Here is a 15,315-nt window from a genome sequence, read left to right as displayed (position 1 = left end):
AACGCCTTCAAGGTCGCTGGAGAAGGCGTCGATACGGACTGACTACGAGTCAGTCGAGGGTCAATCAAATGAGAATTTCGCTCATCTTTGGCATGCATTTCGGACGCTGCCCCGTCAGGCCTTCAACCCCCAAGTTGCGCGCGCCCCGAGCGCGACCACGCCGCCCACCACCCAGAACACGCCTGCAATGCCGATCAGCGCACCGAGGGAGCCGAAGATCATCGGCATGGCCACGCTCGACGCATTGATGGTCATGAGCCGCAGGCCCAGCGCCTCGCCATGGCGCGTGTGCGGCGTGATCTGGTGCAGCATGCTCATCACCATCGGCTGCACCGCTCCCAGCGCGAAGCCCAGCACCACGGAGCACAGGCCCATGGTCCAGGCTGAATCGAGCAGAGGATAGGCTGCGAACACCAGTGCCGTGACCAGCGTGGAGATCAGGATGACGCTGCGCTCGGAAGCGCGCGAAGCCAGCACCGGCAGCACCACGCGAATGGCGGCCGCGGCGATGGCGAAGGCGCCGAGGATCGAGCCGATCACCGACGCGCTGATGCCGCGGTCGTGGCCCAGCACGGGCAGCACGAAGGCGTGCACGTCCCAGCTCGACGACTGCAGCCAGTTCACGAACAGCAGGCGGCGGAACATCGGTTCGCGCAGCAGGTCCCAGGCGCGCGTGGGCACGGTGCCCGCCAGCGGCGCGGTCGGCGGTGGCTCGTGGGCACCGCGCGCCATCAGCCAGCATACGAGCGGCAATGCGGCCATCGCTGCGAAGCAGATGCGAAAGGCGAGCATGTCCGCCGGGATGCGCCCGGCGTGGTCGATCAGCATGCCGGCAACGAAGGGCCCGACGAAGTTCGCCACCGCAGGCGCGATCGCCAGCCAGCTGAACACGCGCTTGAGATCGGTCGGATTGGTGGCCGATCGGCCGACATGCCGCTGCAGCGCGATCACCGTTGCGCCGGTGGCACCGCCGGTCAGCAAGGCCGCCAGGCACATCACCGGGAAGACCGGAAAGATGACCACAAGTCCCGCGCCCGTGACCGCGGCGATCACCGACAGCCACAGCGGCCGCTTGAAGCCATGGCGGTCGGCGAAGCGTCCAGCAGGCAAGGCCAGGAAGACCTGCGTCAAGGCGAACAGGGAGATCAGGACGCCCACCGCTGCGGCGCTGTAGCCCTGTTGCAGCGCCAGCAGCGGCGTGGCGAGCCGCATGCCGGCCATGGTGGCGTGCAGGCACACCTGCGCGCCAATCACACGCAGCAGTTCGGTGCCTTTCATCGGGCGCCCTCGCCTTCGCTGTCCGTGTCGGCATCCGATGCGGACGGCAGCAGCGCCTGGGCCTGCGCGTCGGGCAGCGCCTCGACCTTGCGCAGCGCGAGGCGCATCTGCCGGGCACGCGTGTCGGCCTTGTCGAGCGTGTCGGAGGCCTTCGCCACCTGCTCCTTGATGCGCGAGACCCATTCGCCGTAGCGCTCGAACTCGGTCTTGACGGCGCCCAGCACCTTCCACACCTCGGAGGCCTGGCGCTCCAGCGCGAGCGTGCGAAAGCCCATGTGCAGGCTGTTGAGCATCGCGAGCAAGGTGGTCGGGCCGGCCAGCGTCACGCGATGCTGGCGCTGGATGGCGTCCATCAGGCCAGGACGGCGCAGCACCTCGGCATACAGGCTCTCGACCGGCAGGAAGAGGATGGCGAAATCGGTGGTGTGCGGCGCGGCCAGGTAGTTGTCGGCAATCGATTTCGCTTCGGTTCGGATGCGCGCCTCGAGCGCCTTGGCGGCGAGGTCGGCACCCGCCGCGTCGGCGCGTTCATGTGCGTCGATCAGCCGTTCGTAGTCGTCACGCGGAAACTTGGCATCGATGGGCAGCCACACGGGCGCTCCGTCTTCGCCGCGGCCCGGAAAGCGGATGGCGAAGTCCACGCGCTGGCCGCTGCGCGGCCTGGTTTCGACCTGCCGCGCGAACTGATCGGGCGTGAGCACCTGCTCGAGCAGGGCTTCGAGCTGCACCTCGCCGAACACGCCGCGCGTCTTCACGTTGGTCAGCACGCGCTGCAGGCTGCCGACGCCGACGGCCAGCGTCTGCATTTCGCCGAGCCCCTTGTGCACCTGCTCGAGCCGGTCGGCCACCTGCTTGAAGCTCTCCCCGAGGCGTGCTTCGAGGGTGCTCTGCAGCTTCTCGTCGACCGTCCTGCGCATCTCGTCGAGCTTGGCTGCATTGGTCTGCTGCAGTTGCGCGAGCTGGCTTTCCATGGTCGCGCGCACCTCAGACAGGCGCCGCGCGTTCGCATCGCTGAGGCCCTGCAGCTGCGTGTTGAGCGTGTCGGCCAGCGTCTTCTGCAGCGATGCGAGCTGCAGCGAGAACGCGTCGAGCTGCGCATTCTGCGTGCGAGTGGCTTCCGCGCCCTGCTGCACCAGCGAACGCTGGAAGGTGGCGAAGGCCTGTGCGGTTTCCTGCCGGGCGCCGCGCGAACTGTCGGCGATTTCGCGGCGCAATTCGCGCTCGGTACGCTCGTTGCCTGCGCTCATCGTGGACAGCGCACGCAACAGTTCGCTGTGATCGGCCGGCTGTTGCCGGCGTGCGAGCAGCCAGATCGCCAGCACGAGATGGATGACCGCGAGCACGGCCAGTCCGACAAGAATCAGGTCTGAGTAGGAATCCAAGGTCGTGGGGCGGTGCCGCTGCTTGCTTTGTTTTTCATGGCGCACGCTGCGCGCTTCTTCAGCGCCGGCCGGTGTGCTCGTCGCGCCTTACTTGCCTGCCGGCGGAACGGGCGTGACGGGGGTCAAGGGGCCCTTGCCGCCGAAGTACGCAATCAGGTTGTCGGCCGCCAGGTCGGCCATGGCCCGGCGCGTGGGCACGGTGGCGCTCGCGATGTGCGGCGTGAGCACCACGTTGGGCACGGTCAGCAGGTCTGGATGCACCTTCGGCTCGCCTTCGAACACATCGAGGCCGGCGGCAGCGATGCGTTTCTCGCGCAACGCCACGGCCAGTGCGGCGTCGTCGACGATGCCTCCGCGCGCGATGTTGACCAGCGTGGCGGTCGGCTTCATCAGCGCGATCTCCGCCGCGCCGATGGTGTGGTGCGAGGCCGCCGAATACGGCACCACCAGCACCACGTGATCGGACGTCTTCAGCAGTTCTTCCTTGCCCAGGTAGCTGGCCTTGCATTCGGCCTCGAGCGCGGCGTCGAGCCGCGATCGGTTGTGATAGACCACCTTCATGCCGAAACCGTGCGCGCCGCGCCTGGCAATGCCCTGCCCGATGCGTCCCATGCCGATGATGCCGAGCGTCGATCCATGGATGTCGGAGCCGGCGAACATGTCGTAGCTCCACTTCTGCCACTTCCCGGCACGCAGGAAATGCTCGCTCTCGGTGATGCGGCGTGCGGTGGCCATTAGCAGCGCGAAGCCGAAGTCGGCCGTGGTCTCGGTCAGCACGTCGGGCGCGTTGGTACCGAGCACGCCGCGCGCGGCCATCGCATCGACGTCGAAGTTGTTGTAGCCCACGGCCATGTTGGCGCACATCTTCAGGTCGGGGCACGCGTCGAGCACCGCAGCGTCGATGCGCTCGCTGCCGGTAGTAAACGCGCCCTGCTTGCCTTGAAGCTTCGCGATCAGCTGTTCCTTGCTCCAGCTTTCGTCGGACTGGTTCGACTCGACATCGAAATGCTGCGACAAGCGCTCGATGGTCTCGGGAAAGATCGCGCGCGCGACCAGGATCTTGGGCTTGCTCATGGTGTTGTCTCTTGTCGATGGGTCGGAAGAAGGTCAGCGGAAGAAGATGAAGGTCAAAAGCACGAACAGCGGGACCAGGATGAGCCCCGACCACGCCATGTAGCCGAAGAAGCTCGGCATGCGCACGCCGCGGCTCTCGGCGATCGCCTTGACCATCAGGTTGGGTGCGTTTCCGATGTATGTGTTGGCACCCATGAAGACTGCGCCGGCCGAGATGGCAGCCAGCGTGCCGGCATGGGTGGTCATCAGCGTCGCCGGATCGCCGCCCGCGGTGTTGAAGAACACCAGGTAGGTCGGCGCGTTGTCCAGGAACGAGCTCAGGATGCCGGTGGCCCAGAAGTACATGGCCGGATCGGGCTGGCCGTCGGCGCGGGTCACGGCCGAGACAATGGCGCCGAACGGGCCCTGCGTGCCGGCCTTGAGCATCGCGATCACCGGGATGATCGTCAGGAAGATGCCTGCGAACAGCTTGGCGACCTCGAGCATCGGGCCCCATTCGAACTGGTTGTCGGCGTGCACCTTGGGAGAGGTCAGCTTGTACGAGACCACCGCGATGGCGATCAGCCCGACGTCGCGCACCAACCCCGGCAGACCGACCTCGGTGCCGAAGACGTCTAAGACCACCGGCGACTTCCAGAAGCCGCTCAGCAGCACAAGTGCGACCACGCCGCCCAGCAGCCAGAAGTTGGCGGCACCGTCGAAACGAATGCCGGGCGTGTCGGGCGTGGGGTCGACCGGGAGTACGCCTTCCTTGCGGTAGTAATGGCGGTCGATGAAATAGAACAGCACCAGCAGCACGGCCAGCAGGAACAACGTGTCGGGCAGGATGTTCTGCAACGTCCAGAAGAAGCTGACCCCTTTCAGGAAGCCCAAGAACAGCGGCGGGTCGCCCAGCGGCGTGAGCGAGCCGCCCGCGTTGGAGACGATGAAGATGAAGAACACGATCACGTGCGCCTTGTGCGCACGGTTGTCGTTGGCGCGGATCAGCGGCCGGATCAGCAGCATCGAGGCGCCGGTGGTCCCCATGAAGCTCGCAAGCACCGCCCCGATGGCAAGGATCGCCGTATTCAGCCCCGGCGCGCCGTGCAGATTGCCGCGGATGTGGATGCCGCCCGCCACGGTGAACAGCGCCGTCAGAAGGACGATGAACGGGATGTACTCGGCCACCAGCGCATGCACGAGCTGCGTGCCCGCGAATCCGCCACCGAAGACCATCGCGAAAGGCAACAGGAAAGCCAGTGCCCAGGCTGCCGAGATCTTGCCGTAGTGGTGATGCCAGAACGCGGGCGCCAGCAGCGGAAACAGCGCGATCGACAGCAGGATGCCCGCGAAGGGCACGCCCCACAGCGGCGACAGGCTGCCGCCGTCGAACTCGGCAGCCGAGGCCAGTGCGGGAAACAGGAGGAGGAATGGCAGCGCAGCCGCCTTGGGTGGGGTCTTCTTTTGCATGCGGCCGTACCGTACCAGACTGGCCAGTACAGCCTTCAAGCGGGGGGCTGCTCGATCTCGAAGACCTGCCGCAGGTAGGCCAGGTACTTCTCGTCCTCGCACATGTTCTTCGACGGCGTGTCAGAGAGCTTGGCCACCGGCTGGTCGTTGCAATGGATCATCTTGATGACGATCTGAAGCGGCTCGTAGCCCAGGTCGTTGGTGAGGTTGGTGCCGATGCCGAAGGCCAGCTGGCAGCGACCGCGGAACTGCTGATAGAGCTCGATGGTGCGCGGCACCGTGAGGCCGTCGCTGAAGATCAGCGTCTTGGTGAGCGGATCGACGCGGTTGGCGATGTAGTGCGCCAACATGCGTTCGCCCCACTGGAACGGATCGCCGCTGTCATGGCGTGCACCGTCGAAGAGCTTGCAGAAGTACAGGTCGAAGTCGCGCAGGAAAGCGCTCATGCCGTAGACGTCGGACAGCGCGATGCCGAGGTCGCCGCGGTACTCGCGCGCCCAGCTCTCGAAGCCGAAGATCTGGCTGTCGCGCAGCCGCGGGCCGAGGGCCTGGCAGGCCTGCAGGTACTCATGGGCCATGGTCCCCAGCGGGATCAGGCCGAGCTTCATGGCGTACAGCACGTTGCTTGTGCCGGCCAGCTGCGGCAGTCGCGTGCCGGGCGACGCCTGCACCTGCGGCGAGGTCACGGCGCCGAGGCGGGCCGTGAGCGTGCGCAGCACTTCTTCGTGCCAGTCCTTGGAGAAGCGCCGGCGCGTGCCGTAGTCGGCGATCTTCAGGTCGCCCAGGCCGGCTTCCTGCAGCTGCGTGATCTTTGTCTCGAGGCGGCGCCGGCCCTCGTCGAAGTCGGGCCGCTTCTGCGTGTTGCGGAAGTAGACCTCGTTGACGATCGCCAACACGGGGATCTCGAACAGAATGGTGTGCAGCCACGGACCCTTGATGCGGATCTCGAGCTCACCCGAGGGCTGGGGAATGATGTTGATGTACTTCTCGTTGAGCCGGAAGAGCCCGAGAAAGTCGACGAAGTCGCTCTTGATGAAGCGCATCGAGCGCAGGTAGGCAAGCTCGGCGTCGCGGAACTGCAGCGAGCAGAGGCTGCGCACCTCGTCGCGGATCTGCCCCGCGAACTGCGCGAGGTTGACGCCCGGGTTGCGGCACTTGAAGCGGTACTCGACCCGCGCCCCCGGAAAGTGGTGCAGGACCACCTGCATCATCGTGAACTTGTAGAGGTCGGTGTCGAGCAGGCTGTGAATGATCATGGTGCGGTGCGCGTTTCGATGCAGTGCGTTCGTTGTCTCAAACTTTCGGCGTCCGTTCGATTATCACGGGGCGCGTCGGCATCTGCCTACGGGGCCTGAACAGCACGTCCTACCGAGGGGGCCAATGGCGCGAACCACAGTGGCTTCACGGCGGCGAAAAAGCTCGCCGCATCCACTGTCTCAAAGGAGATTCGCATGAACAAGGACACCATCGAAGGCAACTGGAAACAGCTGAAGGGTAAGGTCAAGGAGCAATGGGGAAAGCTCACCGACGACGACTTCGATGTCATCGCCGGCAAGCGCGACCAGCTGCTCGGCCGCATCCAGGAGCGCCACGGCATCAGCCGCGACGAAGCCGAGAAGCAGGTCAAGGACTGGGAAAGCCGCGACGGCCGTACGCCGGACGCGCTGTGGTTCGAACGGTACTGACCCGCACCCCGAACCGCCGCCCTTTTTCGATCACCGGATTCCGTCAACTCCTCGAAGGGAAAAACCCATGAAAAAACATCTCCTCATGCTGGCGCTTGCATCCACCTGCTTCGTGGCCACGCAGGCCAGCGCAATGACCAAGGACGAGTACAAGGTCGCCAAGGAAAAGATCGAGGCCGACTACAAGGTCGCGAAGACGCAGTGCGACACCATGAAGGACAACGCCAAGGACGTCTGCATGAAGGAAGCCAAGGGCAAGGAAGACGTTGCCAAGGCCGAACTCGAACAGCAGTACCAGCCGAGCGACAGCCATGCACGCAAGGTCGCTGAAGAAAAGGTGAAGGCCACCTACGAAGTCGCGAAGGAAAAGTGCGACGACCAGAAGGGCGACGCGAAGTCTGCATGCCAGAAGCAAGCCAAGGCTGACGAAGCCCAAGGCAAGGCCGAGATCAAGGCCATGAAGAAGACCATGTAAGTCTTTCGGCTACGGCCGAGGCCGTGCCACGAAAAAGGCGCCCCCATGGGCGCTTTTTTTGTGGCACGAACGGGTCAGGTCCTGAGCGAGTCGACCACCTGCTGGAGGGTGGCCGGCAGCGCCACCGGGCGCTGTGTCGCACGGTCGACGTACACATGGACGAAATGGCCCTGTGCCGCGGCCACATCGGAGCCTTCGGCGAACAGCGCGATCTCGTAACGCACGCTCGAGCGCCCTGCCTGCGCAACGCGAATGCCCGCCTCCACCGTCTGTGGAAAGGCGATCGGGGCAAAGTAATTGCATTGGGTCTCCACCACGAATCCGATGGTCTGCCCTTGATGGATGTCGAGCGCCCCACGTTCGATGAGCAGCGCGTTCACCGCGGTGTCGAACCAGCTGTAGTACACGACGTTGTTGACGTGGCCGTACATGTCGTTGTCGGCCCAGCGGGTCGGAATGCTGCGGAAGGCGCGGTATCCGGTGCGCGTGTTCGGGGTGGGTTTGGTGGGGGCGCTCATCGCGCGGCATTGTGCCAGCGGCCTCCGCTATGCCCATCCCGCTCGATCGCGCGTGCGACAGCCAGATCCCGGAATTTAGATGGCGGCTTCTAAATTGCTGCAGAGCAGCAAAAACCCCTTGATCGCAAAACTCAGCTGCCTATACTTGAGGCCATGCTGCAGCGCAACATAGACGGCGACACAGCGCAACGTGACCCGACCACTCAATCCCTTCTGGAGATCTCAAATGGCCCTGACCGCTGACCAAATCCTCGCCGCCCAAAAAGCCAACCTCGAAACCCTGTTCGGCCTGACCACCAAGGCGTTCGAAGGCGTCGAAAAGCTCGTCGAGCTGAACGTGACGGCGTCGAAGGCAGCCCTGGTCGAAGCCCAGAGCACCGCGCAAGCCGCGCTCAGCGTCAAGGACGCCCAGGAACTGCTGACGCTGCAAGCCAGCCTGTTCCAGCCCCTGGCCGAGAAGACCGCAGCCTACAGCCGCCACCTGTACGACATCGCTCAAGGCACCGGCGCTGAGTTCACCAAGGCCTTCGAAGCCAAGGCTTCTGAAGCCCAGCAAGCCTTCGTCGGTCTGGTCGACAGTGCTTCCAAGAACGCCCCGGCCGGCTCGGAAACTGCCGTTGCCGTCATGAAAAGCGCCGTTGCCGCCGCCAACAACGCGTTCGAATCGGTCCAGAAGGCCGTCAAGCAAGCGTCGGACGTGGCCGAAGCCAACTTCAACGCCGTGTCGTCGCAAGCCGTCGCCGCCGCAAAGACCGCGACCGCTTCGCGCAAGCGCTGAGCCGCCGACCACCACCAGTTGTCTCCTTGGGTCCTCACGGATCCAATTCAGGGCCTCATCCTCGGATGAGGCCTTTTTTTTGCTCGCCCCCGAGGCTGCCTACGTTTCGTGTCGCTTCGCGTACCCCCCACCGGGGCAACACCGGAGGCCCGGCCAAGCCGGTTCCTCGGCGTTCCTGGCATTGGCCTCACGTCTTTGATAATGCGAGGCTCATCTCAGGAGACTTTCAATGCAGATCGACGGCAAGGTATTTATCGTGACCGGTGGCGCTTCGGGCCTCGGCGAAGGCACGGCGCGCATGCTCGCGGCCAATGGCGCCAAGGTGGTCATTGCCGACATGCAGGCCGACAAGGGCGAAGCCGTGGCGAAGGAAATCGGCGGCGTGTTCGTCAAATGCGACGTGAGCCAGGAGGCAGACGGTCAATCCGTGGTGGCCGCCGCGCTCAAGCTCGGCAAGCTGGTGGGCCTCGTCAATTGCGCCGGCATCGCGCCAGCCGAGAAAACCGTGGGCAAGAACGGCCCGCACGCGCTGGCGGTGTTCAGCAAGACCGTCACGGTCAACCTGATCGGCAGCTTCAACATGATCCGGCTCGCCGCCGACGCCATGGGCAAGAACGAGCCCGAATCCACCGGCGAGCGCGGCGTGCTGATCTCCACCGCCTCGGTCGCGGCCTACGACGGCCAGATCGGCCAGGCCGCCTACAGCGCCTCGAAGGGCGGCGTGGTCGGCATGACGCTGCCGATCGCACGCGACCTGGCGCGCAGCGGCATCCGCAACATGACCATCGCCCCCGGCATCTTCGGCACGCCCATGCTGTTCGGCATGCCCCAGGAAGTGCAGGACGCCCTGGCCGCCAGCGTGCCCTTCCCGTCGCGCCTGGGCACGCCCGAGGACTACGCGAAGCTGGCCAAGCACATCATCGAGAACGACATGCTCAACGGCGAAGTGATTCGTCTGGACGGAGCGATTCGACTGGCTCCCCGCTGACCTCGGACTTCGGCACCCCGGTGCTGCCGGTTCGATCCAGGCGCTCGTAGTTCGAGATCACCTGGGCCCCCAGCAGCACCAGCGTGGCGGCGATTTCCAGGCTCAGCAGCACCACGATGGCCGTGGTGAGCGAGCCGTAGACCACATTCACCTGCGACAAGGTCGAGAAATACCAGATCAGCACCCGCCGAGTGGCCTCCCACAGCAGCGCAGCCGTCACGCCCCCGAGCAACGCGTGCCGCAGCGACATGCGACCGGCGGGCATCACCAGGTAGAGCGAGGTCAGCATGCAGATCTCGCCGGCGAGCCCCAGCAGGTACAGCAGCAGGCCCGAAATGCCGGACAGCGACCAGCTGCGCCCCAGCAGGTCGACGCTTTCCTGCCCCACCAGCTGCAACGCGCCCGACACCAGCGTCACCAGCAGCAGGCCCACGCACAGGCAGAGGATGTAGATGTAGGGCATGGCCACCGACATCAGGAAGTGGCGCCGATGGTCGGCCTTGCGGTGATGGAAGATCACCGCCATCGCGCTTTCGAGCACGCTGAAGGCGAGCGAGCTGAAGAAGATCATCGTCACCAGCAGCACCGGCCCGAGCACGTCGCGGTGGTCCAGGAAGCTCGACAGTTCGGTCACGATGGCCTTCGATTGCCCTGGCAGCAGCCATTCGAGATAGCGGCCGATGGTCCGCAGCAGCTCGGACTGCTCGATGACGTGCGACAGCGCGATCACGCTGACGATCAGCAGCGGCACGATCGACAACAGGGCGTAGTACGCCACGGCGCCGGCGAGCAGCAGCCCCTGGTTGGCGCGAAATTCCTTGAGCGCGTCCCAGGCGAATCGCAGGGGGTGGCGCAGCAGCGGCGCGGCGTGCCGCAAGGTGTTGGGCGTGGTCATGCGTGGATTCCAGTCGCTTTCAGTATGCCGCCGGCCCGCACGCACTCCGCCGCTTGCGTATGATTTGCCGCTCTTCGCCTACATGACCATCCCCGCTTCATTCATCCAGGAACTCATCGCGCGCGCCGATGTGGTCGAGATCGTCGGCCGTTACGTGCAGCTCAAGAAGGCCGGCGCCAATTTCATGGGGCTGTGCCCGTTCCACGGCGAGAAGTCGCCATCCTTCTCCGTCAGCCCGACCAAGCAGTTCTATCACTGCTTCGGCTGCGGGGTGCACGGCAACGCCATCGGCTTCCTCATGGAACACGCGGGCATGGGCTTCGTGGAAGCGGTGCATGACCTGGCGGGCCAGTACGGCCTGCAGGTGCCGGAGGACGACGCCTCGCCCGCGGAGCGCGCACGCGCCGCCAGCCAGCGCCAGAAGCAGGCCACATTGACCGACGTGCTCGAAAAGGCCGGCGACGCTTACCGCAAGCAACTGCGCCAGGCGCCCGGCGCCATCGAATACCTGAAGGGCCGCGGCGTTTCCGGCGAGGTGGCCAAGCAGTTCGGCATCGGCTACGCGCCGGCCGGCTGGCGCTCGCTGGCCAGCGTGTTCCCCGACTACGACGACCCATTGCTTGCCGAAAGCGGCCTGGTGATCGTCAACAACGAAGAAGGCCAGCTCAGCGAGGCCGACGCCAAGCGCTACGACCGCTTCCGCGACCGCGTGATGTTCCCGATCCGCAATGTGAAGGGGGAATGCATCGGTTTCGGGGGCCGGGTGCTGGGCGACGAGAAACCGAAATACCTGAACTCGCCGGAAACGCCTGTCTTCAGCAAGGGGCGCGAGCTCTACGGCCTGTACGAAGCCCGCGCCGCCTTCCGCGACCGCGGCTACGCGCTCGTCACCGAGGGCTACATGGACGTGGTGGCGCTGGCGCAACTGGGCTTTCCCAACGCCGTGGCCACGCTCGGCACCGCCTGCACCACGGAGCACGTGCAGAAGCTCTTCCGATTCACCGAATCGGTGGTGTTCAGCTTCGATGGCGATGCCGCCGGCCGCCGCGCCGCGCGCAAGGCGCTCGACGGCGCCCTGCCCTACGCCACCGACGTGCGCAGCATCAAGTTCCTGTTCCTGCCGGCCGAGCACGATCCGGACAGCTTCATCCGCGAACATGGCGCCGAAGCGTTCGCCCGTTTCGTCAACGAGGCCACGCCGCTGTCGCGCTTCATGATCGAGGCTGCCCGCGAAGGCTGCGACCTGACGACCGCCGAAGGCCGCGCCCACATGACCAGCAACGTGCGCCCGCTCTGGAGCGCCATGCCCGACGGCGCACTCAAGCGGCAGCTGCTGAGCGAGATCGCGACGCTGGTCCAGCTCGACGCGCCGGCGCTGTCGGACCTGTGGGCGTCCACGCCCGGACCTCGCAAGGCCGGTACGTCCGCACAGTCTCAGCGATACGGCGAGCCGGGGGGATATGCGGGCGGGGACGACTACGACCCCGGCATGCCGCCGCCGGACTATGAATCGCAGCGCTACGAAATAGATAGCAAACCGAAATTCCAGCCGCGCAAGTTCGTCAAGGGCAAGCGCTGGGGCGGCAAGTTCGAAGAACCCATCGAGCCGCTTCGCGGACGCGGCGCCCCGCCGAGCCGGCCCGACGTGGCCGTGCGGCTGCTGCTGTCGAACATGGCGCAGTGGGAAGCGATGTCGCACGAGCTGCACATGATGCTGTGCGATCTGCAAGGGCATCACGGCGCGCTTTTCACATGGCTCGACAGCCAACTGCACGAGCACGGCGTGCAGCCATGGGCAGCCTTGCGCGAAGGCATGCGCGGGCTCGACTTCGAGCCGCTCGCCGAGCGGCTCATGTCGGTGTCCGAAGCCGGGCCGACGCCCGAGGGCGAAGAGGCGCAGCACCTCGCGGGCGCAGCGCGCGAACTGGCCAGCGTGCTCGACTTCATGCTCGACGACCGCCTCAAGGCCCAGCAAAGCGAGGCCATCGCGGCCGTAGGTAAAGACCCGAAGGCCCTGGAGCGCTACAAGGCGCTGGAGACCCGGCGGCTCGAATTGAGGGCACGATTGCGCTCTTCCGGTGCAGAAACTGCTTGAAATTTGCGCAACACGCTATAATGTAGGGCTTCGCAACTGGCGAAATTAGGCAAGAGCGACAGCAGCACCTCCGGGCCGACCCCTAGCGCAACGCACTCCAACGGTAAATTCCGGCGGAAAGGGTCAATAACCGCAAGGACTGCACACCAAATGATCGCCCGACATCTTGCCTGTTGAGGAATTTCTTCCTCTTTCCCAATTGTTTTTTTGTCCGTGCCTGTGCACGGGCTGGTGGCGCCGTCCGTGTATGGCGGCGCGCCTGTGATCCCGCTTGTCTTTTCTTGTCGTAACGAGGTCGTATGCCCAGTTCAAAGAAGCCTGCTCCTTCACTTGCAAAAAACGCAAAAAGCGTTGCCACCAAGCCCGCAGCAGAAAAACCGTTGAAAGCCGGCGCGATGCCGGCAACTAAGACGGGTGCCGCCGCATCGAAGGCGGCAGCCGCAACGAAAGTGAAAACCGTGCCCACGAAATCGACTTCTCTCGACGATCCAAAAAAAGCAGCCGCTCCCGCAGCCAAGAAGGTTGGCCGTCCGCCCAAGGCCGCCGGTGCCGCCACGCCCGCCACCGGCGCCAAGCGCGGCCGCAAGCCCAAGGCTGACAAGGAAGCGCCCGAGAGCGACATCGACCTGTCGGACATCGAGGACGATCTGGCCGGCGACGAACCTGCGGCTGCCACGGCCACCGAAGAGAAGGTCAAGCCGCTGCGCATGAAGATCAGCAAGGCGAAGGAACGCGCCTTGATGAAGGAGTTCGGCCTCGACGAGACCGTGCTCTCCGAGGAAGACCTGGCCAAGCGCCGCTCGCGCCTGAAGACCCTGATCACGCTGGGCAAGACCCGCGGCTACCTCACGCACGGCGAAATCTCCGACCACCTGCCCGACAAGCTGGTCGACGCCGAGACCATGGAAGTCGTGGTCACCATGCTCAATGACATGGGCGTGGCCGTCTACGAACAGACGCCCGATGCAGAGACCCTGCTGCTGAACAACACCGCGCCCACCGCCACCACGGTGGAAGAAGCCGAGGAAGAAGCCGAAGCGGCCCTGTCCACGGTGGACAGCGAATTCGGCCGCACCACCGACCCGGTGCGCATGTACATGCGCGAAATGGGCACGGTCGAGCTGCTGACGCGCGAAGGCGAAATCGAAATCGCCAAGCGCATCGAAGGCGGCCTGATGGCCATGATGGAAGCCATTTCGGCCTCCCCCGCCACCATCGCCGAGATCCTGCGCCTGGCCGCCGAGATCCGTGAAGGCAAGGTCGTCATCTCGACCATCGTCGACGGCTTCTCGAACCCCAACGAGGCCGACGACTACGTGGCCGAAGAAGACTTCGACGAGTTCGACGAGGAAGACGACGACGACGGCAAGGGCGGCTCCAAGGCCCTGACGAAGAAGCTCGAGGAACTCAAGAACGAGGCGCTGTCGCGCTTCGACCGCATCGCCGGCATGTTCGAGAAGGTCCACAAGATCTACGACAAGGAAGGCTACGGCACCCCGTCGTACGCCAAGGCGCAGGAATCCCTGTCCGAAGAGCTGATGACCATCCGCTTCACGGCCAAGACCATCGAGAAGCTGTGCGATCTGGTGCGCACGCAGGTGGACGACGTGCGCAAGAAGGAACGCGAACTGCGCCGCATCATCGTGGACAAGTGCGGCTTCCCGCAGGACGAGTTCATCCGCGACTTCAGCGGCTACGACAAGAACGGCAACCGCATCGCCTCCAACCTGCTGAACCTCAAGTGGGTCGAGAAGCAGGCCGCCGCCGGCAAGCCCTGGAGCATGGTGCTCTCGCGCAACATCCCGCCGGTGCAGGAACTGCAGCAGAAGCTCGCCGACATCCAGTCGCGCGTGGTGGTGCCGCTGTCCGAGCTCAAGGACATCAACAAGCGCATGAACGAAGGCGAATCGTCTTCGCGCGATGCGAAGAAGGAAATGATCGAGGCCAACCTGCGCCTCGTGATCTCCATCGCGAAGAAGTACACCAACCGCGGCCTCCAGTTCCTCGACCTGATCCAGGAAGGCAACATCGGCCTGATGAAGGCGGTCGACAAGTTCGAATACCGCCGCGGCTACAAGTTCTCGACCTACGCCACGTGGTGGATCCGCCAGGCCATCACCCGCTCGATCGCCGACCAGGCGCGCACCATCCGCATCCCGGTGCACATGATCGAGACGATCAACAAGATGAACCGCATCTCGCGCCAGCACTTGCAGGAGTTCGGCTTCGAGCCCGACGCCGGCATCCTGGCCGCGAAGATGGAGATCCCGGAAGACAAGATCCGCAAGATCATGAAGATCGCCAAGGAGCCGATCTCCATGGAAACGCCGATCGGCGACGACGACGATTCGCACCTGGGCGACTTCATCGAGGACAGCAGCAACACGGCCCCCATCGAGGCCGCGATGCAGGCCGGCCTGCGCGACGTGGTCAAGGACATCCTCGACTCGCTCACGCCGCGCGAAGCCAAGGTGCTGCGCATGCGCTTCGGCATCGAGATGTCGACCGATCACACGCTGGAAGAGGTCGGCAAGCAGTTCGACGTGACCCGCGAGCGCATCCGCCAGATCGAAGCGAAGGCGCTGCGCAAGCTGAAGCACCCGTCACGTTCCGACAAGCTGCGCAGCTTCATCGACACCCTGTAATCCGGGTTCGCTGAAGCCGAAGCGCCCGCCTTGCCCCTTGCCCGGGCGGCGGG

General features: G+C 64.9%; 14 protein-coding genes. 6 read left to right on the top strand and 8 right to left on the bottom strand.

All coding sequences use genetic code 11. From position 1 onward, the window contains the following. Nucleotides 1–114 precede the first annotated feature (114 nt). The 5 genes from AACL56_RS12080 to pncB all read right to left on the bottom strand — a co-directional run bounded on the left by AACL56_RS12080 (nucleotide 115) and on the right by pncB (nucleotide 6,439). Nucleotides 115–1,278, bottom strand: coding sequence for an MFS transporter (locus tag AACL56_RS12080; protein WP_339090066.1), 1,164 nt, complete (start codon nucleotides 1,276–1,278; stop codon nucleotides 115–117). Continuing rightward, a complete protein-coding gene (locus tag AACL56_RS12075; RefSeq protein WP_339090065.1) occupies nucleotides 1,275–2,660 on the bottom strand; it encodes a DNA recombination protein RmuC in 1,386 nt (461 codons plus the stop codon). Before AACL56_RS12075 ends, AACL56_RS12080 begins: the two co-directional genes overlap by 4 nt. Nucleotides 2,661–2,747: 87 nt before the next feature. Then, nucleotides 2,748–3,734: a 2-hydroxyacid dehydrogenase gene (locus AACL56_RS12070; protein ID WP_339090064.1), complete on the bottom strand. Its 987-nt coding sequence runs from the start codon at nucleotides 3,732–3,734 to the stop codon at nucleotides 2,748–2,750. A gap of 33 nt (nucleotides 3,735–3,767) precedes the next feature. Next, nucleotides 3,768–5,183 carry a sodium:proton antiporter gene (locus AACL56_RS12065; RefSeq protein WP_339090063.1) on the bottom strand — a complete coding sequence of 472 codons (1,416 nt, stop codon included), beginning with the start codon at nucleotides 5,181–5,183 and terminating at the stop codon, nucleotides 3,768–3,770. 35 nt (nucleotides 5,184–5,218) lie between these two features. Then, the gene (gene pncB / locus AACL56_RS12060) at nucleotides 5,219–6,439 is read right to left on the bottom strand and encodes a nicotinate phosphoribosyltransferase (protein WP_339090062.1); all 1,221 of its coding nucleotides are present in this window, start codon (nucleotides 6,437–6,439) and stop codon (nucleotides 5,219–5,221) included. A 195-nt stretch (nucleotides 6,440–6,634) separates the two neighbouring features. Between pncB and AACL56_RS12055 the strand changes: the two genes are divergently transcribed. Together AACL56_RS12055 and AACL56_RS12050 are read left to right on the top strand one after the other, a co-directional pair. Continuing rightward, nucleotides 6,635–6,868 (top strand): CsbD family protein, encoded by a 234-nt coding sequence (locus tag AACL56_RS12055; protein WP_057590415.1) that lies wholly within the window; start codon nucleotides 6,635–6,637, stop codon nucleotides 6,866–6,868. Nucleotides 6,869–6,935: 67 nt separating this feature from the next. After that, entirely contained in the window at nucleotides 6,936–7,343 is a 408-nt protein-coding gene (locus tag AACL56_RS12050; protein ID WP_339090060.1) for a hypothetical protein, read from the top strand. Between the two features lie 74 nt (nucleotides 7,344–7,417). Here AACL56_RS12050 and AACL56_RS12045 read toward each other — a convergent pair whose 3' ends face one another. After that, nucleotides 7,418–7,861, bottom strand: coding sequence for an acyl-CoA thioesterase (locus AACL56_RS12045; RefSeq protein WP_339090059.1), 444 nt, complete (start codon nucleotides 7,859–7,861; stop codon nucleotides 7,418–7,420). 226 nt (nucleotides 7,862–8,087) lie between these two features. Here AACL56_RS12045 and AACL56_RS12040 point away from each other — a divergent pair, with 226 nt between their 5' ends. Next, a complete protein-coding gene (locus AACL56_RS12040) occupies nucleotides 8,088–8,639 on the top strand; it encodes a phasin family protein (RefSeq protein ID WP_339090058.1) in 552 nt (183 codons plus the stop codon). A 229-nt stretch (nucleotides 8,640–8,868) separates the two neighbouring features. Continuing rightward, nucleotides 8,869–9,627 carry a 3-hydroxyacyl-CoA dehydrogenase gene (locus AACL56_RS12035; protein ID WP_339090057.1) on the top strand — a complete coding sequence of 253 codons (759 nt, stop codon included), beginning with the start codon at nucleotides 8,869–8,871 and terminating at the stop codon, nucleotides 9,625–9,627. On the opposite strand, the gene AACL56_RS12030 is transcribed toward AACL56_RS12035, so the two are convergent. After that, the gene (locus tag AACL56_RS12030; protein ID WP_339090056.1) at nucleotides 9,575–10,522 is read right to left on the bottom strand and encodes a YihY/virulence factor BrkB family protein; all 948 of its coding nucleotides are present in this window, start codon (nucleotides 10,520–10,522) and stop codon (nucleotides 9,575–9,577) included. The two genes, AACL56_RS12035 and AACL56_RS12030, sit on opposite strands and share 53 nt — an antisense overlap. 82 nt (nucleotides 10,523–10,604) lie before the next feature. On the opposite strand from AACL56_RS12030, the gene dnaG reads away from it, so the two are divergent. Continuing rightward, nucleotides 10,605–12,617 carry a DNA primase gene (dnaG, locus tag AACL56_RS12025; protein ID WP_339090055.1) on the top strand — a complete coding sequence of 671 codons (2,013 nt, stop codon included), beginning with the start codon at nucleotides 10,605–10,607 and terminating at the stop codon, nucleotides 12,615–12,617. 82 nt (nucleotides 12,618–12,699) lie between these two features. Here the strand turns inward: dnaG and AACL56_RS12020 are convergent, their stop codons facing one another. After that, entirely contained in the window at nucleotides 12,700–13,083 is a 384-nt protein-coding gene (locus tag AACL56_RS12020) for a hypothetical protein (protein ID WP_339092958.1), read from the bottom strand. On the opposite strand from AACL56_RS12020, the gene rpoD reads away from it, so the two are divergent. Further along, a complete protein-coding gene (rpoD, locus tag AACL56_RS12015; protein WP_339090054.1) occupies nucleotides 13,013–15,262 on the top strand; it encodes an RNA polymerase sigma factor RpoD in 2,250 nt (749 codons plus the stop codon). The two genes, AACL56_RS12020 and rpoD, sit on opposite strands and share 71 nt — an antisense overlap. Nucleotides 15,263–15,315 lie beyond the last annotated feature (53 nt).

The organism is Variovorax paradoxus, from assembly GCF_902712855.1.
Lineage (GTDB): Bacteria > Pseudomonadota > Gammaproteobacteria > Burkholderiales > Burkholderiaceae_C > Variovorax > Variovorax paradoxus_Q.
This window is presented reverse-complemented; position numbering and strand designations above follow the sequence as displayed.